Origin of the sequence: Chryseobacterium sp. JJR-5R (assembly GCF_034047335.1) — a bacterium.
Taxonomy (GTDB): domain Bacteria; phylum Bacteroidota; class Bacteroidia; order Flavobacteriales; family Weeksellaceae; genus Chryseobacterium.
Window position 1 is genome coordinate 3094818 of the sequence record NZ_CP139137.1, and the last position, 19502, is coordinate 3114319.

Consider the following 19502-nt stretch of genomic DNA (forward strand, 5'->3'; position numbering starts at 1 on the left):
TGATTTCATTACGGGATTAAAAATTGTCATATCCAGTTTATTAAACTATTTTTGGTGATTAAAATTTCGCAGAATGAATTATCATTTTCAGGCGCACAGACAGGTAAGAAGTAACCTTCTGGATATTTTACAGAATACTTCGCATGAAGACCTGCTCCTGATCCCGGACGGCTTTAATAATAATATGTACTGGAATATTGCGCATACGGTTGCTACCCAGCAGCTGCTGCATTATTACCTCAGCGGAAACCCTTTCAGAATTGACAAATACTGGATTGAAACCTATAAAAAAGGCACACTGCCGAACCTGAACGTCCAGAAATCAGAAGTGGAGGACCTGGAGTTTCTGCTGACTGAAACATCAAAGATCCTGATGAAAGATTATGACAGTGATTTCTTTTCAGATTATACGCCTTACACTACAAGCTTCGGGATGGACCTGAAAAGCATTCAGGATGCTATTATTTTCAACAACATGCATGAATGCCTGCATTACGGATACCTTTTGTCTCAGAAAAGAGCTATTTTAGGGGAAAAATATTAATAACAAACAGAAGAAAAAACTTAAATGCAAAGCTGCCATTTCAGAGCAAAGCTTCATTTTCACAAAAAAATATTATTTACGGGGATTATTCCGGAAGACAATTTATAAAAGAATATTAATGGATAACAACGATAAAAAGGACGATTTTATTTTCGGGCTGCGTCCCGTGATCGAAGCTATTGAAGCGGGAAAGACAATTGATAAAGTATTTGTGCAGAATGCTTTGCAGGGAGATATTTATGCTGAGCTTAAAACCATCCTTGCCAAGAATAAAATCCGTCCCAACTATGTTCCGGTTGAAAAGCTGAACCGTTTTACAAGAAAAAACCACCAGGGTGTGGTTGCCTTTATTTCGGATGTTCCTTTTCACAAAATAGAAGATATCGTGCCGCAGCTTTTTGAAGAAGGGAAAACTCCTTTTTTATTGATCCTTGACCGGCTGACCGATGTCAGGAATTTCGGAGCCATCTGCAGAACGGCGGAATGTGTGGGCATTGATGCCGTAATTATCCCGGAAAAAGGAGCGGCCCCAATTAATTCGGATGCCATTAAAACATCTGCGGGAGGTCTTTACAATATTAAAATCTGCAAAGAACCCAACCTTGCCCATGTAGTAGACTTTCTGCAGCAAAGCGGAATTTCTGTGTTTGCCGCCAGCGAAAAGGCCCAGAAGCTGGTTTATGATATAAATCTTACGGAGCCGTGCGCTATCGTAATGGGTAATGAGGAAACGGGGATTTCAAAAGAGGTCCTTCACCATGCGGATGAGAAAATAAAGTTGCCGATTGAGGGAAAAACACAGTCGCTGAACGTTTCCGTAGCCTGCGGAGCCATTTTATACGAAGCGGTACGACAGAAAATGACGGTTAATTCCGGCCTTTGATATCAATCTGGAAATTCAGTACATTAAAAGCAATACAATTTAAAAAATCAAATGAAAAATATAGCAGCGTTAGCGCTTATCTCAACCATAGCTTTAGTTTCATGCAATAAGAAAGAAACGGCAAAAATTACAAAAATAGACCCTAAAACAGGAAAGACAATTACCGTAGAAGTTCCGGCGGATTCGGTGGCAAAAGTGGAAGCCAACCCGGCCATTAAAGATTCTGCAGGCATTTACACCCAGACTTTTAAACTGGAAAAAGGAAAAACCTATCCCCTGACCACTTATCAGAGGGATACCAAAACAATGACTGATCCCAAAGGCAAAACCCTTAACGGAACCAGTGAATCTACGGACGAAATGTCTTTTACGGTTAATGATATTAAAGGGAATGTGTATGACATGACTTTGAACCTGATTGCCAAAAGAAATTCCCAGTCAGCCGACGGAAAAACAATTGTGGTGGATACCAAATTACCGATTCCTAAAGAAGACGACCTGAAAATGATCTGGAACATCAATAAGGCCCTGACCGGAAATAAGCTGAATATGAAGATGGACACCAAAGGGAATGTGATCTCCATTACCGGCTTTGATGCTGTTTACACGAAAGTTTCCAATGCAGTCGGCACTTTGATAAAAGATGCCAACCAGAAAGCCAGCGTCGTGGCAAGCTTAAAAGAGACGTTCAATGAAAAAGTACTGAAAGACCAGCTTAATAAAAACCTGACCATTATTCCTAAAAAAGGAGTAAAAGTAGGAGAAAAATGGAGCAGCAGCGAAAATGCCGATGCGCAGGGGAAAATCAAAGTTACTTCAAATTACGTCCTGAAAAGCGTAGGAAACGGCATTGCTGAAATTGCCGTAACCGGAGGGATTCCTAAAAAAGAAGAAAAGCAGAACCAGGGAGAAGTGACGCACAGCTTAAGCAGCGAACTGGCACAGAACGGAACCATTAAGTTTGACCAGAATACAGGCTGGATCAACAACCAGAATATTTCTGTAAAAACAACCCAGATCGAAACCATCTCCAACGGAAAAGAATCCCAGTCGATGAAAAGTGTTTCCAACTCCTCCGTAATGGTAAACCCTTCTTCAAAATAGAAGATAACACCTTATCAGAGTTAAAAAGGAATGAACTGAAAACCATGCTCCTGAACTTTAAGTTTCAAACCTGTAAACAATTTATTTATTATGAAGTACATTTTTGAGTTCGTACTCGTTACGATCATTATTTATTTTGTATGGAATATTTTAAAGAGGATTTTCTTTAAAACCTTTCACAATTATGTGTTTGGCAATAAAAACAACAGCGCCAGACAGCAGGACATACAAAACACGGATCAGATCAATAAAAAACTCAACTGGGACGCTGAAACGGTGGACTATGAAGAGATCAAGGAAGATAAAAAATAAATAGCCCGGCCCTTTCAGCGTTATCATGCTGAAAGGGTTCTCAAATTAAAATGCATTATGCTTAAAACAAATAAAAACCTGATTTTCATTCTGGCAAGTTTTGTGGTTTTCATTATTCTTGCTTTCGTCTATGCCAATCCTGTAATCAGCGGAAAGCAGCTTTTCCAGCATGATATCGTTCAGTACCGTGGCGGTGCCAAAGAACTGCTCGATTACAGAGCCGATACGGATAATGAAACCTACTGGAGCGACTCCATGTTCGGAGGGATGCCTACGTATCAGATGGGAAGCCAGTTTAAAGGGGATATCATTAAAAAAATCGATTCTAAACTGAATATCCTGCCCAGGCCGGTTAATTACCTTTTCCTGCTTTTTGGCGGGTTCTTCCTTTTAGGGATGGTCGTCGTCAGAAACTGGAAATACGCATTGCTGGGAGCCACTTTTTTCGGGCTTTCCACCTATTTCTATATTGCGCTTGCGGCAGGACACAACGGTAAAATCAACACCATCGAATATTTTGCGCCGCTGCTAGCCGGGATTCTGCTGGTATATATCAGAAAACAGTACATCTGGGGATTTATTGTCACTACCCTTTTTATGGGTCTTCAGATCGCTGCCAACCACCCGCAGATGACCTATTACCTTTTCCTGGCCTTAGGAGTTTTATTCCTTTCCGAACTTATCCGGACGATCCAGAAAAAGGTTACGGTAAAGCATTTTTTAATTTCATCGGGCATTGTTGCCGCTTCATGTTTAATCGGGGTGGGTATGAATTCACAAAGGATCATGGCCAATTCCGAATACATTAAGGAAACCGTCCGCGGGAAGCAGATCTTAACGAACGACAGCCATACCGGAGGAACTTCAGGAATGGATAAGGAAAGCATGCTGATGTGGAGCTACGGCAAACTGGAAACCCTGAACCTTTTCATCCCGAGATTAATGGGCGGCGGAAGCCAGGAGCCGGAAGGAAAGGAAATGATGGAAAAAGTGCAGGCCATGGTTCAGGAAAACGTAGGCTCACAGGCTGAAATGGACCGGATTTCAAAAGGGTTCGGCAACCTGACGTATTGGGGAGACCAGCCGGGAACTTCAGGACCTGCCTATCAGGGAGCCATTGTATGTTTCTTAGCTGTTTTAGGGTTCTTCTTTGCCTGGAAAAAATACCGTTACTGGATCCTCGGAGCTTCGATACTGACTGTTTTCTTAGCGTGGGGAAGCAATTTCATGCCTTTGTCAGATTTCTTTATTGATTTTGTTCCTTTTTACAATAAATTCAGGGCACCGTCTTCCATATTGGTTGTGGTGGAATTACTATTCCCTTTAATTGCCATCATCGGGCTTTACCGGTTCTTTACTGATGAAACGTTAACTGAAGAATATAAAAAGAAGATTCTTCTGTATGTAAGCGGCGGGACTTTAGGCCTTGTGCTGGTTCTTCTTCTCTTTGGAAAATCTTTATTAGGTTTCCATACCGATAATGAAAAAACGTACCTGCCCCCTTTCCTGCTGGATTATCTGGTGGACGAAAGATTCAAGCTCTTTAAAACCGATGCCATTAAAGCCTTTATCTATGTGGCCATTGCAGCGGCAGTCCTGTTCTTAAGCCTGAAGAAAAAACTCAGCCAGAACATCGCATTAATCATCATCGGCGCAGTAAGCCTTTTTGATCTGTGGACAGTAAACAGACGTTACCTGAATGACGAAAATTATGTGGATAAGGTTTTTGCAGAAAATCCTTTCCAGACGGAAAGCTCAGATCTTCTGGCGGAAAAAGTCCAGGGCAACCCCAACCTGGAACCGATCCTGGCCAATGTAAACGTTAACAAAACCCTTGAGACCATTGCTGAAAAAGACAAGACCCATTACAGGATCTTCAACAATATCTTAGGTACATTCAGTGAAACCAATACATCTTATTTCAAATCTTCCATCGGCGGATACCATGCGGTGAAGCTGAGAAGGTATGACGATGTAATCAACGAATATTTCAAAGTAATGGATTCCGTAAAAGTTCCGAACATCCTGAACCTCCTCAATGCAAAATACTGGGTAGTGGGCGGACCTGAGCAGCCGCAGGCCGTTCCGAATCCGAAAGCCAACGGAAATGCATGGTTCGTAAGCGACCTTAAATTTGCAGATTCCCCCAACCAGGAAATTAAAGCAATTGGCGTTATCGACAGTAAAAATACAGCGGTTATCGCTTCTTCTGATAAAAATTATTTTAACGGAAAAACGGTTCAGCCGGATGCTTCAGCATTCATCAACTTAACCCGTTATCAGCCGAACGAGCTGGAATTCAAGTCCCAGTCCAAGACACCGCAGCTTGCTGTCTTCTCCGAAATCTATTATCCTCACGGCTGGAAAATGTTTGTTGATGAAAAAGAGGTTCCTTACATCAAAGCAGATTACTTACTGCGTGCCGTACACGTCCCGGCCGGAAGCCATACGATCAGAATGGTTTTTGCACCTCAGGTTATCGAGACCGGAAAATGGGTTTCTCTTCTCTGCTTCGGATTGTTTATCCTGCTGAGCGGTTTAGGGCTTTATTTGATGTACGGTAAAAGAGACAGAAGCAAAATTGAGAATATCTAATATTCAAAATTTTTAGTAACGTTTATTTATGAATGTTTATAAAAAAATAGTAATCATCACCTATTACTGGCCTCCTGCGGGAGGCCCCGGTGTTCAGCGGTGGCTGAAATTCGCAAAATATTTACCTGAATACGGATGGGAGCCCATTATTTATACGCCGGAAAACCCAAGCTATCCCTTAACGGATGAAAGCTTAATAAAAGAGGTGCCTGAAGACATTGAAATTGTAAAGACAAAAATATGGGAGCCTTACCAGCTCGCCGAAAAGCTTAACAAAAGCAATAAAAAATTTAAAGCCGGGCAGTTTGATGTCGGGAAAAACCAGAGCTGGAAATCCAGGCTTTCCATCTGGGTCAGGGGAAACTTTTTCATCCCGGATGCGCGGGTATTCTGGGTAAAGCCATCGGTTAAATTTTTAGAAAAATACCTTAAAGAAAATAAGATTGATGTTGTGGTTACTTCCGGGCCTCCGCATTCGCTGCACCTCATCGGTTTAAACCTGAAAAAACAATTACCGGATCTTAAATGGATTGCCGATTTCCGTGATCCCTGGACCGAGATTTCCTATTACAAACACCTGAAACTCACCCGGAACTCTGATAAAAAACACCGGAAGCTTGAAAGTGAGGTTTTTAAAAATGCAGATATTACCCTGGCAACAAGCTATATCGATGCCGAAAATTTCCGGAAAAGCGGTGCCAATGCGGTATGCATCACAAACGGTTTCGACGAAACAGATGCCCGGACAAAGACCTCAAATGGTGGTGCCACGGAAGAAAAATTTACCCTGAGCTACATCGGAGTATTGGAACAGCTGAGGAACCCGGAAAACCTTTGGCAGGCACTGAATGATCTGGTAGAAACAAATTCTGATTTTGCCGGAAACTTTATCCTGAAGTTTGCAGGAAGGATTGATGATAAAATCTTAAGTTCTCTTGAAAATTCCGCTTTAAAAAGCCATATTTTGAATTTAGGATATCTTTCCCACGACAAAGCAGTGGAAGAAATGGAAAAATCTTCACTGTTAATTATCACCAACTTCCCGAATGACGCCTCAAAAGGGATCATTCCCGGGAAAATCTTTGAATACCTGGCTACAGGAAAACAAATCATCTCTTTCGGGCCCCGTGAGGCAGATGTATCAACCATCCTGAATGAAACGAAAGCCGGAAAGCATTTCAGTTATCATGATGCTGAAACCGTTAAAGCTTTTATTTTAAAGGAATTCCAATTGTGGAAAAATGGTGAGCTTACAAAAAACAGCCAGGATATCGCCCAGTTCTCCAGAAGGAACCTGGCCAAACAGCTGGCCGGGATTTTAGAATAAATCAGGCTTAAATTGTCCACTGGTCATTGACAATGCCCACCAGGTAATAAGTGCCCTGGTGTTTTTCAAAGACCAGGCGCAGGCAGTTCCAGTCCGTTCCGGTATCCGGCCCTGGGCCTTTGATGAAGTTTTCCGTGAAATCTGCGTCAGGATAGATTTTCTTTAAATTATTCAGTGAGTTCCCGCTGCCCTGAAATTCATTGAATGAAACCTGCCCTGATGCAAAATCTTTTGAGTATACCCATTTCGTAAGATAATTATTAATAGTTGCCTGATATATATCTCCAGAACCGTCCATAGTGCCCCAGGTAAAAATAGTCCCGGTTGGCTGGAATTTCAGGAACTCCGACTTTGAAAAAACCTTATCTTCCTCGGGAACGATAAAAGCATACATGGAAAACCTAACGCCTTTTTCAGGATGTATAAAATTGGCCAGTTTACCGTATTTTTTATCTTTGAGCAGCTGGACAATCTGTTCATTGCTGTGTTTTAGAGCGGCTTCTTTATCTTCAATATTATTTTTACTCACATTACCTTCCGGATTTTTTCGGGTGGAATCTGTTGTCGTATCGTTAACGAATTTATCCGGATTTTTTTACATCCGATTATACCCAGAATGAGCATCGAAATAAAGATCTTTTTCATGTCAATGTTAATGGACTAAAATTAACCAAATCCGATGCCAGTTTCATATGATGAGATTTCCATGATTCAGATGATCAAACAGCAATGAACAGGAAATAAAACTTTTAACCGTTATGCAGCATTAGCCTTGCTTACAGTCTTTTTGACTAAATTTGTTATATGGAAATTTTGGATATTCTTATTATAGGAGGCGGACCGATAGGGCTGAACTGTGCACTGGAAGCAAAGCGTAACAATCTTAGCTACCTAATTATCGAAAAAGGGACAATTGTTAATTCACTGTACCACTATCCTTTATATATGAGATTTTTCTCCACTGCGGATAAACTGGAAATTGCCGGAATCCCGTTTATTTCCGCAGCTCCCAAACCCGGAAGGCAGGAAGCCTTGGAATATTACCAGGGCATTGCGAGGCAGAAAGAAATTAACATCCACTTGTACGAAAAGGTACTGCACATCACAAAAAAAGACGGGACTTTTGAAATTGAAACCACAAAATCAAAATACCGGGCAAAAAATGCCGTCATTTCCACAGGGTTCTATGATATTCCGAACCTGATGGATATTCCCGGCGAGCACTTACCTAAGGTAAAACACTATTATACGGAGCCTTATCCTTATGCCAGGCAGAAAATAGTGGTTGTGGGATCCAGCAATTCTTCGGTGGATGCTGCTCTGGAAACGTATCGTAAAGGAGCGGAGGTCACGATGATTATCCGTCATTCAGAAATTTCAGGGAATGTAAAATACTGGGTGAAGCCGGATATTGAAAACCGGATTGCCGAAGGAAGCATCAAGGCTCATTTCAATTCGCAACTGTTGGAGGTTAGGGAAAATTCCGTTATATTCAAAAATGAAAAAGGGGAAATCAGTGAAATCGAGAATGATTTTGTACTGGCCATGACCGGCTACCTTCCCGATTTTGATTTCTTAAAAAACTCCGGCATCGAACTGCAGGGCGACTGCCTGAATCCGCTGTATGACCCTGAAACCATGGAAACCAATGTAAAAAACCTGTATCTTGCCGGCGTGGTCTGCGGCGGAAAAGACACCCACCTCTGGTTTATAGAAAACTCAAGGGTCCATGCTGAAATGATTGTTCAGCATATTGTTTCTTCAGACTGACATTGTGTCATTTTTTCAACCGGGATTATCTGTATGCCTTAACCGGTTTACTTAATAAAAATTATCTTTACAACCTAAATTTTCCTTATGAATACATTTTTAACTACGCTCACCTTTACTTCCATACTGCTTTCATCCCAGGCCACGGCACAGAAAGACAGTATCCGGCGGTATGTTACCGATGCGCTGGATATTATGCATCATAAATCAGTCAATAAAGCCAAAGTAAACTGGGAAGAGCTGTACCGCGTAACGCTGAACAATGCCTCGGAATCAAAAACCATCAAAGATACCTATCCTGTTTTAGAAAAAGCATTGAACTCGCTGGATGACGCGCATTCTAAATTTTATCCTGAAGAAGCTGTAAGAGCCTACACATTAGGCTATGAAGCGACGGGACAGAAGTTCCCGGTCATTGAAAGTAAGCTGCTGGAAAACAGGTATGCTTATATCAGCCTGCCGGACATCGGATCATTCAATAAGGACGACTGGAACTTATACATCAATACTTTTTATTCAAAAGTAAACGAACTTCAAAAGAAGGACCCGAAAGGCTGGATTGTTGACCTGAGAGACAATTACGGCGGCATGCTTTATCCCATGTATGCTGCCGCTGCCCCATTCTTCGACCATAAAAGTATCGTGGGAACGAAAGATGCGGAAGGAACTGTTGCATATTTCAACTATAAAGACGGGAAGTTTTATGAAGGAGCCACGGCAACCCAGTTCTTCCGGTTAAAAGAAAAACAGCCGAAACGGATAAAGACACCCGTTGCCGTCCTGATCAATAAAATAACCGGCAGTTCGGCTGAGTTTATCACAGCGGCATTTGCCGGACAGAAAAATGTGAAGCTGATTGGTGTCAACACCCAGGGCCTGACCTCCGGAAACCAGGAATATAAATTATCAGACGGCTCTTTTCTTGTACTGACCACCGGAAATATTGTGGACCGCACAGGAAAGGAATATGCCGAAATCGGCAAAGGGATTTCACCGGATATCAGGATTGAAAAAACGGATGATAAAACAAAAGCCAACGAAACATATCTGAATAAAGCATTCAGATATATTGACAGCAGCCGGTAGGTTGCGTATATGCCTGTTTAAGTTATATCAAAAGAAATTAAACCGGATTTTGATGATCACAGAGATTTTCAGGAGCATTTGAATCTGCCCACTTTAAAAATCAGCTTTTACGCCAAAAATGAAATTCCTTTTTGCCGCAGGATTATAATACCGGTTCCCGAAAGCATTAATATCAAAACCTAAGACATAGTTTTCGTTGTACAGGTTCTGGATCTGTAATGAGACTGTCAGTTTTGTTTTTTCAAAAACTACCGGATACCTGAGCTGGATATTCCCGACCAGGCTGGATTCTGACCAGACGGAATTTGCATCGTTCAGAGGGATCCTCGACGTATAAAAATGTGAATAGTCTACCATCAGCTTCCTGAAAAAAGTGAAATTCAATAAGCTGTTGACGGTGGTTTCAGGAACACCGGTCAGGTCATTGCCGGAAAAATCATTGGCATTCTGCCGGTAGTTTTCAAAAGTAAAATCATAAAAGCTGCCTGAGAAACGGAATTTGAAATTGCTGAAAATATTATTTTTCAGATTAAAATTTTTAGATTCCAGAAGCACTTCAACGCCTTTCTGCACAGTTTCTCCGGCATTGACGAAATACTCCTGCCCTGCTTCATTCTGCCTTCTTACAATCGCATCCTTCATCCTGAAATCAAAATAACTTCCCTCCACAAAAATTGAATTCCCGAACTGTTTTCTGATGCCCGCTTCTTTGTTCCAGCCGTATTCAGGCTGAAGGCCGGTATTAAATTCCTGATCAGACGACCGGATTTCCTCATTGGTCGGGGCCGAATTTCCTTTTCCGATCTTGGCCCTGACAAAAAACCCTTTATCAAACAGATAGGTAACGCCAATATTCGGGAGCCACTGGTTTTTAAAACGGACATCCCCTGTTTCCATTCCCGGATACATCCTTTCCCATTCGTAGGAATTTGAATTTAAGCTTAAAGAAATATCAGTAAAAAGCTTTTCATCAATATTGAGTTTCTGTGAAAGGAAATAAAACCCGGAAATATTTTTAAGCCGGTCGAAATTCTGCGGGTTCCCTTCCGTTCCTCTATTGTTATCATAATTTCTAATCAGGATATCATTGATTCCGCCTTCAAAACCGACCCGGTAAGCCAATGAAACACCTCCCCATTTTTTTTCGTAATTAAAATGGGTCCTGAGTGCAATGTTTTTTTCAAAACGGTTTTCAAAATTGGTAATGAAAGGATTTTCAAAATCTACATAAGAGCCCTGGACCAAAATAAAATGAGAAAAATCAGGGTTGAAATTGAATTCGTGGGAAAGCCCTGCGAGGACCATTCTGTTTCTTATCCCGGCGTCCTGTTCTTTAGCGCCCGGAACGGTTTTGGTTCCCGGCCTTGCCTGCTGCCTGTTGGCCTGCATCTGTTCAAGGGTCAGCCCGCCCGGCGTCTGGTAATCCAGATCGGTATATAAAAGCATGGCTTTCAGCAGCCCCTTTTCTGAATACTGAAAGTTGTCTTTGAGAAATACCTGTTTCCGCTTTACTTTTGCCTGCTCGCGGTAAGAATCGGTCTGGTAATAGTTCTGGAAGACCTCAAAAAAATGCTTCCCCAACTGCCTGGACAGCCCGAAACTCTGGTTAAATGTCCCATAGCTCCCGATGGATGCCGCAGCTGAAGTGTGTTTTGCATTCCGGGTCTGAAGAAGGACGGTCCCGCCCGTTACCGCTCCGTAATCCCCGCTTTCCGGACCTTTATAAACTTCCATCCGCTGGATCAGTTCCGGAGAAATGACATTGAAGTAGGTGTTGCCTGAAGCATCGGATAAAATAAAATCATCCAGGTATACTTTTACATTCCGCACTCCGAAAGGTGACCTCAGCGTGCTCCCGCGCAATGAAATCCTGTAGCTTCCGGGAGAACGCTCCTCCATTCTTGCTCCCGGAACCTGGTTGAAGGATTCCAGCAACCGCTCAGGTATATTCTGGCTCAGAAGATTCTCAGAAATTACGGCAGCTGATTTGGTAGAGGCCATAAAAGGAACCGGCTTCTTATAAGCATCAATCTTAACTTCTGAAATCAACGTGGCAGAATCTCTTTGCTGAGAAAATATAAGGGAACCGGAAAAAACAGAAAGTAGAAAATATAGTTTTATCATCGCTAAAGCTTAGCAAAAACCGTACTTCTTTACCAACCGGCATGATAATTTATCAATACTTTTTTTCATGTAAAATTACGCAGAGCATATAAAGCTGTCTGAACGCGGCCATTAATTTTCTCTATGGGAACTTAATGCATCACTTCCGTACTGTTTTTTTCTCTGATCATCCACGGCACAATAAAATAAAATGCAGCCGCAACACCGGCTGCTATAATTCCGGTTCCGATCCACAACACGGTAAAGCCGAACTTTTCAGCAATTAAAGTCCCTGCATACGGAGTAACGATGAAGGCAATGGAGAATGATATCCCGTTAAGACCCATATAGGCTCCTTTGTTGTTTTTCCCGGCCCGTAAAGCAGTAATGGTGGACATAAAAGGCAGTGCCCAGATTTCACCTACACACAGGAAGCTCATGGAAACCACCAGGGTTAAAATATGATGGTCAAACCCCAGCATTGCATAAGAAAGCCCGCAGATGAGCGTTCCTAAAAACAGGGTGGTGGCCAGACTCAGATATTTTTCTGCGATCTGAACCAGCCCCATTTCCAGCAGAACCACTAAAAATCCACTGTATCCTAAAATATACCCGATATTCTGCTGGCTTAAGTGCGCGCTATCTTTATAAAATATGGTTAACGTACTGAACAGCTGGAAAAAACAGATAGAAAACAGCATACAGAAGAAGCAATAAGTTAGAAATTTATAATCCCGATACGGCGAATTTCCTTTTTTGATTTCTATAGCTTCTTTTGCTTTCTTCGCTTTTATTTTTGCCAGCGTATTGCGTTTCCTGAAAAAGATAATGTACATAATTCCGGCCAGCAATGCGGCTAATGCATTACTCAGAAATAGGAATTCATAAGAAATGGCTGATAAGATCCCGCCCAGAGCAGGCCCGATGGAAAAACCCAGATTCACGGCCATACGGTTCAGTGAAAAGGCTCTGGTGATATTTTCAGGCTTTGCATATTTCGTTATGGCTACCGAATTGGCAGGACGGAAAGCATCGCTCACAATACTCTGAAGCAGGATAATAGCCGCAACGCCCGCTTCCGTTTTAAAAACAGGAATTAAGCAGAACAGAGGTACGCTCAGTAACAAACTGGAATACTGGACTTTATATTCCCCTATTTTATCCGTAACAAACCCGCCCAGCCAGGAACCGATTACGGATCCGATCCCGAAAAAGCTAAGCACTATGCCTGTATTTTCTATGCTGAAATGCAGGTGGTCCGTCATATAAACCCCTAAGAACGGCAGAACCATGGAGCCGGACCGGTTGATGAGCATGACAAGTGCCAGCATCCAGCTTTCCTGCGAAAGCCCTTTAAAGGAATTGGTATATATCTGGATCAGTTTCACAACTTATTGATTTTTAGTTAATTTTTTAATCTGATGATTTTTTATCACCCTTTCTTTAAGCTCATAAAAGTGCTTCATTGCCATATGCCTCATGATGACACAAAAAAACAGGGCTTAAAAATTAAGCCCTGTTCATTTATATGGATATAAATAAATTTTACTCTGGCTTATAAGAGTCTTTTAAGGTTACTGTCCTGTTGAATACCAATTTGGCATCCGCAGAATCCTGGTCTTTAGTAAAATACCCGATTCTCTGGAACTGAAGCGGTTCTCCTACGGCAACATCTTTCAGCCCCGGCTCAGCAAACCCCTGAATGGTTGATACGGATTCCGGGTTGATAAAATCCAGGAAATCCACCTCTTTCTCCGCGTCAGGTTGTTCCACAGTAAATAACCTGTCATAATTTCTGACATCCACAGGAATCGCATGTTTTGCAGAAACCCAGTGAATGGTTCCTTTCACTTTTCTTAAGCTTTCTTCCGTACCGCTTCCCGACTTGCTTTTCTCATCATAAGTTGCATAAATGGTGGTAATTTCACCGTTTTCATCTTTTTCCACCCTTTCACCTTTGATGATATACGCGGATTTCAGACGGACTTCACCGCCCAGTTTCAGTCTGAAAAATTTATTATTGGCTTCTTCCTTAAAGTCCTCACGCTCGATATACAGTTCCCTTGAAAAAGGGATTTCCCTGGTCCCTGCATTTTCCTGCTCAGGATTATTCTCGGTTTCCAGCCATTCTTCCCGGCCTTCAGGGTAATTTTCAATGACTAATTTAATGGGGTCTACTACCGTCATCACACGTTTTGCGACTTTATTTAAATCTTCACGGACGCAGAATTCCAATAACTGGATTTCAATAAGGTTTTCCCTTTTTGCCACTCCGACTCTTTCAATAAAGTTCCTGATAGCGGTTGCCGTATATCCTTTCCTTCTCATTCCGGAAATGGTAGGCATCCTCGGGTCATCCCAGCCATCCACTACATTTTCTGCAATCAGCCTCTGCAGCTTTCTTTTAGAGGTAATCATATAGGAAACGTTCATCCTTGCAAATTCCCTCTGTTTCGGTGCTATTTTGGATTCATCGTATACCTGTTCCAGATACCAGTTATACAGCGGCCTGTGATTTTCAAATTCCAGGGAGCATAAGGAGTGTGAAACCTGCTCCAGGTAATCAGATTCGCCGTGTGCCCAGTCGTACATCGGATAAATTTTCCATTCAGTGCCTGTTCTGTGGTGAGGCCTTTTCAGAATCCTGTACATCACAGGGTCACGCATATTCATATTGGGAGAGGCCATATCGATTTTTGCACGAAGCGACATGGTGCCTTCTTCAAATTCACCATTCTTCATCCTTTCAAATAAGTCTAAAGACTCTTCAACAGGACGGTTCCTGTAAGGAGAGTCCACTCCCGGCTCTACAGGTGTTTTTCTTTGTTCCGTAATAGTTTCGGAAGGCTGCTCATCTACATAAGCTTTCCCTTCTTTAATCAGCTGAACGGCCCAATCATAAAGCTGCTGGAAGTAATCTGAGGTATACAATATCTTATCCCATTTGAAGCCCAGCCATTCCACGTCTTTGATAATAGAATCTACGAATTCCTGCTCTTCTTTTTCAGGGTTCGTATCGTCGAAACGAAGGTTTACGGGAGCATTGTATTTTTCACCCAGACCGAAGTTGATGCAGATCGCTTTGGTATGGCCTACATGCAGATAACCGTTTGGCTCAGGCGGAAAACGGAAACGGATCTGGTCCTTTTTTAACCCGTTTGCCAGATCATCTTCGATAATTTGCTCAATAAAATTGAGTGATTTTTTTTCTTCTTCCATTAATTTCGCTTTAGAATGCCGCTTGACACGGCAATTTGCAAATTTAGGAAAATTTAAAGTTTTACGGAAATTATAAATTATTTCTCCGATCGCTGCTTATTCAGTATTTTTTCTATATCTTAGGAAATAACTAGAATCATTAAACCCATACCATGAATATGACTTACTTCATTAACAGCCAGAGAATTAAATTCCATCAAGATTATCAGGATCTTATTTTTCCCATTACAAAAACTCCGTTTTCCGTTTAAGACTGTAAAATACCGTTTGATACCCTGTAAAAGAAACATTGTCTACCAGTACCAGTACTTAAAAAATTGCTGTGCGCTTATACCGATTTCCCTTCAGAGGTAGAATCATAACGAAATATTTTAAAACAGGTTCTTAAACAGGCATTTAAATCATCTGATAAAAAACATTCCGGATGAAACACAGTATAATATCTGATTATGGCACAGAGATTGTAAAGGCATTAATCAAAGAAACACTAAATTTTATATCATGAAAAAGGTTAAAAGCAGGTTTTCTTCTTTGTTGGAATACATTAAGAAAGCAATTTTCGTAAAAGACGTTATTTAAAAACGCAATACTCATCCAATCATAAGCACATCATATTATCTATCCGACGTACTGTTACTCTTATTTTTACCGTTTCATATAAATTGATCTGAATAATGCAGGGTTTATCGATAAGCTCTGATTTTCCTGTACAGTATTGTTCAGCACTTCCTCAATTTAAGTTATGTTAATTAAGTTAAAATTATTGTATATCACAAAAAAGTGATTCATATTTACATAACCAAAACAAAAGTCATTATGAAAAATCTAAGGAACCTGAACAGAAGTGCATTGAAAACCATCCGCGGGGGTGCCGCTCCGTTAGGCTGCAACAACTGGGACCCGAGAGCCCGATGCTGCAGAGCATGGGATGCTGAATACCAGAACAATCCAACATGCCCCACGCCTTAACATTTAATTTTTAAAGTACAGCAATTCTCCTTTCAGATCCAGGTCTGATTCGAAATTATTGGTAAACAGAGCTCCGGTGCCCAGACCTTGAGGCATCGGATTTTTTTTGATAAAAGTATACTGGGCAATTGCATTCAGGCCGATGTTGCTTTCCAGTGCGGAGGTGATCCACCAGCCGATGTTCTGCGCTTCCGCAATGGATATCCATTCATCAGAACCGGAAAAGCCGCCGACTAACGACGGTTTGAGAATAATATACTGAGGCTTCAGTGTTTCCAGCAGTGCTTTCTTATCATTAAAATCTACAATTCCGATAAGCTCCTCATCCAAGGCAATGGGAATGGGTGTTTCGGTACACAATGCTGCCATTTCCTTATGCTTTCCGGCCTTAATCGGCTGTTCGATGGAATGGATCTGTAAATCTGCCAGCTGCTGGAGTACCGTTTTCGCTTCCTCTGCAGTAAAACCGCCGTTGGCATCAACCCGCAGCTCCAAAACATCTTCTGAAAACTTTTCCCTTAACTGCTGAAGCACTTTATATTCGGCATTCCAATCAACCCCGATCTTCAGTTTGATGCAGTGGAAACCCTGGTCCAGCTTATCCTGGATCTGTTCCTGCATATAATCAACATTTCCCATCCAGATCAGCCCGTTAATGGTAATGGGTGATTTTCCCTCTGTAAATTCACTTGGAAAATAAATTTTCCCTCCATGCTTCAGGTTAAGGACAGCCTGCTCATACCCGAACCAGATGGAAGGAAACGCTGTTAATTCGCGGTGTAAAAATGCTGCATCCATCTGAATGTTTTCACAAAGCCACTGCAGTTTTTCCTCATAATCCGGACGGTCATCAATACTTAGCCCACGGAAAACCGCGCACTCACCCACTCCTTTTTTACCACCATCGGAAATTTCAAGGATAAAGGTTTCTTTTTCACGCAAAACGCCACGGGATGTTCCACCCGGGCGTTTGAATTCCAATATATGTTTAAAATATTCAGCTTTCATTTATTTTACGCTGTCGATCCGCATAAATTCTTCTGCTTTCTCCACCATATCCACGCTTCCGCAGAAAATAGGTACCCTTTGGTGCAGTTCCGTCGGTTCAATTTCCAGGATCCTCCTGAAGCCGTCTGTTGCCTTTCCGCCTGCCTGTTCGGCCAGGAAAGCCATTGGGTTGCATTCGTACAGTAACCTCAGTTTTCCGTTAGGTGCCTGTGAATAAGACGGGTAGATATAAATGCCGCCTTTCAGCATATTCCTGTGGAAATCAGCAACCAGTGAACCGATATACCTTGAGGTATAAGGCCTGTCGCCTTCTTCCATCTGGCAGTATTTAAGATAGTTCTTAACGCCCTGAGGAAATTTGATATAGTTCCCTTCATTAATAGAGTAAATCTTCCCTGTTTTCGGGAACTGCATATTCGGATGGGAAAGATAATACGTACCCAGTGAAGGATCCAGTGTGAAACCGTTCACCCCGTTCCCTGTAGTATACACAATCATGGTTGAGGAACCGTAAATTACATATCCCGCAGCAATCTGGTTGACTCCTTTCTGTAAAAAATCCTCCAGCTGAACCGGAGTTCCCGGTTCTGTCACCCTTCTGTAAATGGAAAAAATAGTTCCTACAGAAACATTAACATCAATATTTGAAGATCCGTCAAGCGGATCAATCAGTACGACATATTTGCTTAAATGGCCGTTTTCGCCACATTTGATATCAATAAAATCATCATTTTCTTCTGAAGCGATACCGCAGACTACTTCCCTCTGAGATAGGGCTGTAATAAAAATATCATTGGCGATTACATCGAGTTTCTGCTGTTCCTCTCCCTGAATATTTTCATTTCCGGCCTGCCCGATAATATCTGCAATCCCGGCTTTGTTCACTTCCCTGTTTACCACTTTTGAAGCTAACCTTATAGCACTGAGCAGACGGGAGAATTCCCCTGTGGAATACTGGAAATCATCCTGCTTATCAATAAGGAATTCTCCTAGAGTCTGTAATGGCTGATCTGACATATTTTTATTTTTACGATTTCTCCAAATTTCGTAAAATTTATTACATTTAAAAAGAATTATTACTAAAAGAGTTAAACCCTGACAATCAATACTATATAGAGTTATACCTTTAAAAACGCCTTACCTTATCATAAAAAGCAATGCCCAAATTGTTTAACAGATCATAATAATTATCCGCTGCATCCTAATTTTAATGAAATCTTAAGCCTCTCCGGCAACTGGACTATTTCATATCTCGTTGTAAATTTATAATTTTGTACCCCGTAAAATATTCCCCCAAAATTTTATCTAACAATTTTATTACTAACAATTTAATGAAAATTTTCAAGTTTGGAGGAGCATCAGTAAAGGATGCTGACAGTGTAAAGAATGTATCTATGGTATTACAAAGCCAGGGATTTGATAAGTGTCTGCTGGTTATTTCAGCAATGGGAAAAACGACCAATGACCTGGAAGAAGTGGTAGCGCTTTATTTCAGAAAGGATAATTATCAGACTGAAATTGAAAAGATAAAACGGAAGCATATTGAAATTGCCCAAGGGCTTTTTCCAGAAAACCACGCTGTTTTTGCTGAAATTAATTTATTTTTCGATGACATTGATTCTTTTTTAAGAAGAAACAAATCACCGAACTACAGCTTTGTGTATGACCAGGTGGTGAGCTGCGGGGAAATGATTTCAACCAAGATCGTGAGCGAGTATTTGAATGAAATCCAGTTTACAAACCAGTGGCTGGACGCCAGGGATTATGTGAAGACCGATAATTCTTACCGGGAAGGTGCGGTAGACTGGATTCGGACGGAAGAGTTCATTTCAAATCTGAATAAGGAAATCTGTTATGTTACCCAGGGATTCATCGGTTCTGATGACAATAATTTTACGGTAACGTTGGGACGGGAGGGCTCTGACTACTCCGCTGCCATTTTTGCCTATTGTTTAAATGCAGAGGCAATGACCATCTGGAAAGATGTTCCAGGCGTAATGACCGGCGATCCGAGAAAATTCAAAGACGTAAGCCTGCTTTCCGATATTTCCTATGAAGAAGCAATAGAAATGGCTTATTACGGCGCTAGCGTAATCCATCCAAAAACACTGCAGCCGCTTCAGCAGAAAAATATTCCGTTTTATGTAAAATCTTTTGTGGATCCTACAGAACCGGGAACCAAAGTAGGCGCTTCCGATAAAAATCAGGATGAAGAGGTTTACATCTTAAAGGAAAACCAGACCCTGCTTAAAATTTCGACAAGGGATTTTTCATTTATTGCGGAAGATCACATGAGCTTAATTTTCGGGTACCTTTCCAAATATAAAATTAAAGTATCACTGATGCAGAATTCTGCCATTTCGCTGGCTTTATGCCTTGAGGACAAATTCAGTATGATTGATGAGCTTAATGACGAACTGCAGAAAGTATTTAAAACTGAAGTGGTAAAAAATGTATCTTTATTTACGGTAAGAAATGCCAAGATCGGGAACATTGACCAATTTTACCAGGAAAAAAGTGTATTATTGGAGCAGATTTCGAAGAATACACTTCAAATGGTAACACAATAAAACTAATTGCGA

16 protein-coding genes are annotated in these 19502 nt (G+C 41.4%); 10 read left to right on the forward strand and 6 right to left on the reverse strand.

What is annotated here, in order from left to right; genetic code table 11:
* The first annotated feature begins 73 nt into the window (after nucleotides 1-73).
* From SD427_RS13540 to SD427_RS13565, 6 genes are all read left to right on the forward strand, one after another.
* Complete coding sequence (locus SD427_RS13540) at nucleotides 74-544, forward strand: DinB family protein (protein WP_320558338.1); 471 nt, start codon at nucleotides 74-76, stop codon at nucleotides 542-544.
* A 118-nt stretch (nucleotides 545-662) separates the two neighbouring features.
* Nucleotides 663-1427, forward strand: coding sequence for a 23S rRNA (guanosine(2251)-2'-O)-methyltransferase RlmB (gene rlmB, locus SD427_RS13545; RefSeq protein ID WP_320558339.1), 765 nt, complete (start codon nucleotides 663-665; stop codon nucleotides 1425-1427).
* 51 nt (nucleotides 1428-1478) lie between these two features.
* Nucleotides 1479-2531, forward strand: coding sequence for a DUF6263 family protein (locus SD427_RS13550; RefSeq protein WP_320558340.1), 1053 nt, complete (start codon nucleotides 1479-1481; stop codon nucleotides 2529-2531).
* A gap of 90 nt (nucleotides 2532-2621) precedes the next feature.
* A complete protein-coding gene (locus tag SD427_RS13555) occupies nucleotides 2622-2843 on the forward strand; it encodes a hypothetical protein (RefSeq protein WP_320558341.1) in 222 nt (73 codons plus the stop codon).
* Nucleotides 2844-2900: 57 nt separating this feature from the next.
* Nucleotides 2901-5438 (forward strand): YfhO family protein, encoded by a 2538-nt coding sequence (locus SD427_RS13560; protein ID WP_320558342.1) that lies wholly within the window; start codon nucleotides 2901-2903, stop codon nucleotides 5436-5438.
* 28 nt (nucleotides 5439-5466) lie between these two features.
* On the forward strand, nucleotides 5467-6765 hold the full coding sequence (locus tag SD427_RS13565) for a glycosyl transferase family 1 (protein WP_320558343.1): 1299 nt from the start codon (nucleotides 5467-5469) through the stop codon (nucleotides 6763-6765).
* A gap of 7 nt (nucleotides 6766-6772) precedes the next feature.
* On the opposite strand, the gene SD427_RS13570 is transcribed toward SD427_RS13565, so the two are convergent.
* The gene (locus SD427_RS13570; RefSeq protein ID WP_320558344.1) at nucleotides 6773-7294 is read right to left on the reverse strand and encodes a hypothetical protein; all 522 of its coding nucleotides are present in this window, start codon (nucleotides 7292-7294) and stop codon (nucleotides 6773-6775) included.
* Nucleotides 7295-7569: 275 nt separating this feature from the next.
* On the opposite strand from SD427_RS13570, the gene SD427_RS13575 reads away from it, so the two are divergent.
* Nucleotides 7570-8535: a YpdA family putative bacillithiol disulfide reductase gene (locus tag SD427_RS13575; protein ID WP_320558345.1), complete on the forward strand. Its 966-nt coding sequence runs from the start codon at nucleotides 7570-7572 to the stop codon at nucleotides 8533-8535.
* 87 nt (nucleotides 8536-8622) lie between these two features.
* A complete protein-coding gene (locus tag SD427_RS13580; RefSeq protein ID WP_320558346.1) occupies nucleotides 8623-9621 on the forward strand; it encodes a S41 family peptidase in 999 nt (332 codons plus the stop codon).
* Between the two features lie 93 nt (nucleotides 9622-9714).
* Here the strand turns inward: SD427_RS13580 and SD427_RS13585 are convergent, their stop codons facing one another.
* The 3 genes from SD427_RS13585 to SD427_RS13595 form a co-directional block, all read right to left on the reverse strand.
* Nucleotides 9715-11745: a TonB-dependent receptor gene (locus tag SD427_RS13585; protein ID WP_320558347.1), complete on the reverse strand. Its 2031-nt coding sequence runs from the start codon at nucleotides 11743-11745 to the stop codon at nucleotides 9715-9717.
* A gap of 131 nt (nucleotides 11746-11876) precedes the next feature.
* Nucleotides 11877-13055: an MFS transporter gene (locus SD427_RS13590; protein ID WP_414017727.1), complete on the reverse strand. Its 1179-nt coding sequence runs from the start codon at nucleotides 13053-13055 to the stop codon at nucleotides 11877-11879.
* A 214-nt stretch (nucleotides 13056-13269) separates the two neighbouring features.
* Complete coding sequence (locus SD427_RS13595) at nucleotides 13270-14943, reverse strand: glutamine--tRNA ligase/YqeY domain fusion protein (RefSeq protein WP_320558349.1); 1674 nt, start codon at nucleotides 14941-14943, stop codon at nucleotides 13270-13272.
* An 816-nt stretch (nucleotides 14944-15759) separates the two neighbouring features.
* On the opposite strand from SD427_RS13595, the gene SD427_RS13600 reads away from it, so the two are divergent.
* Complete coding sequence (locus SD427_RS13600; protein WP_320558350.1) at nucleotides 15760-15912, forward strand: bacteriocin-like protein; 153 nt, start codon at nucleotides 15760-15762, stop codon at nucleotides 15910-15912.
* 3 nt (nucleotides 15913-15915) lie between these two features.
* On the opposite strand, the gene menC is transcribed toward SD427_RS13600, so the two are convergent.
* The gene (gene menC / locus SD427_RS13605) at nucleotides 15916-16920 is read right to left on the reverse strand and encodes an o-succinylbenzoate synthase (RefSeq protein WP_320558351.1); all 1005 of its coding nucleotides are present in this window, start codon (nucleotides 16918-16920) and stop codon (nucleotides 15916-15918) included.
* Complete coding sequence (gene fbp, locus SD427_RS13610) at nucleotides 16921-17937, reverse strand: class 1 fructose-bisphosphatase (RefSeq protein WP_320558352.1); 1017 nt, start codon at nucleotides 17935-17937, stop codon at nucleotides 16921-16923.
* 314 nt (nucleotides 17938-18251) lie between these two features.
* On the opposite strand from fbp, the gene SD427_RS13615 reads away from it, so the two are divergent.
* The gene (locus tag SD427_RS13615; RefSeq protein ID WP_320558353.1) at nucleotides 18252-19490 is read left to right on the forward strand and encodes an aspartate kinase; all 1239 of its coding nucleotides are present in this window, start codon (nucleotides 18252-18254) and stop codon (nucleotides 19488-19490) included.
* The last annotated feature ends 12 nt before the right edge of the window (nucleotides 19491-19502 follow it).

Bases quoted from the DNA above. Each gene is read 5' to 3' on its own strand.
- SD427_RS13580 (WP_320558346.1), top strand. From the start codon at position 8,623: ATGAATACATTTTTAACTACGCTCACCTTTACTTCCATACTGCTTTCA.
- rlmB (WP_320558339.1), top strand. From the start codon at position 663: ATGGATAACAACGATAAAAAGGACGATTTTATTTTCGGGCTGCGTCCC.
- SD427_RS13575 (WP_320558345.1), top strand. From the start codon at position 7,570: ATGGAAATTTTGGATATTCTTATTATAGGAGGCGGACCGATAGGGCTG.
- menC (WP_320558351.1), bottom strand. From the start codon at position 16,920: ATGAAAGCTGAATATTTTAAACATATATTGGAATTCAAACGCCCGGGT.
- SD427_RS13540 (WP_320558338.1), top strand. From the start codon at position 74: ATGAATTATCATTTTCAGGCGCACAGACAGGTAAGAAGTAACCTTCTG.
- SD427_RS13590 (WP_414017727.1), bottom strand. From the start codon at position 13,055: ATGCTGGCACTTGTCATGCTCATCAACCGGTCCGGCTCCATGGTTCTG.
- SD427_RS13585 (WP_320558347.1), bottom strand. From the start codon at position 11,745: ATGATAAAACTATATTTTCTACTTTCTGTTTTTTCCGGTTCCCTTATA.
- SD427_RS13600 (WP_320558350.1), top strand. From the start codon at position 15,760: ATGAAAAATCTAAGGAACCTGAACAGAAGTGCATTGAAAACCATCCGC.
- SD427_RS13555 (WP_320558341.1), top strand. From the start codon at position 2,622: ATGAAGTACATTTTTGAGTTCGTACTCGTTACGATCATTATTTATTTT.
- SD427_RS13560 (WP_320558342.1), top strand. From the start codon at position 2,901: ATGCTTAAAACAAATAAAAACCTGATTTTCATTCTGGCAAGTTTTGTG.
- SD427_RS13615 (WP_320558353.1), top strand. From the start codon at position 18,252: ATGAAAATTTTCAAGTTTGGAGGAGCATCAGTAAAGGATGCTGACAGT.
- SD427_RS13595 (WP_320558349.1), bottom strand. From the start codon at position 14,943: ATGGAAGAAGAAAAAAAATCACTCAATTTTATTGAGCAAATTATCGAA.
- fbp (WP_320558352.1), bottom strand. From the start codon at position 17,937: ATGTCAGATCAGCCATTACAGACTCTAGGAGAATTCCTTATTGATAAG.
- SD427_RS13565 (WP_320558343.1), top strand. From the start codon at position 5,467: ATGAATGTTTATAAAAAAATAGTAATCATCACCTATTACTGGCCTCCT.
- SD427_RS13550 (WP_320558340.1), top strand. From the start codon at position 1,479: ATGAAAAATATAGCAGCGTTAGCGCTTATCTCAACCATAGCTTTAGTT.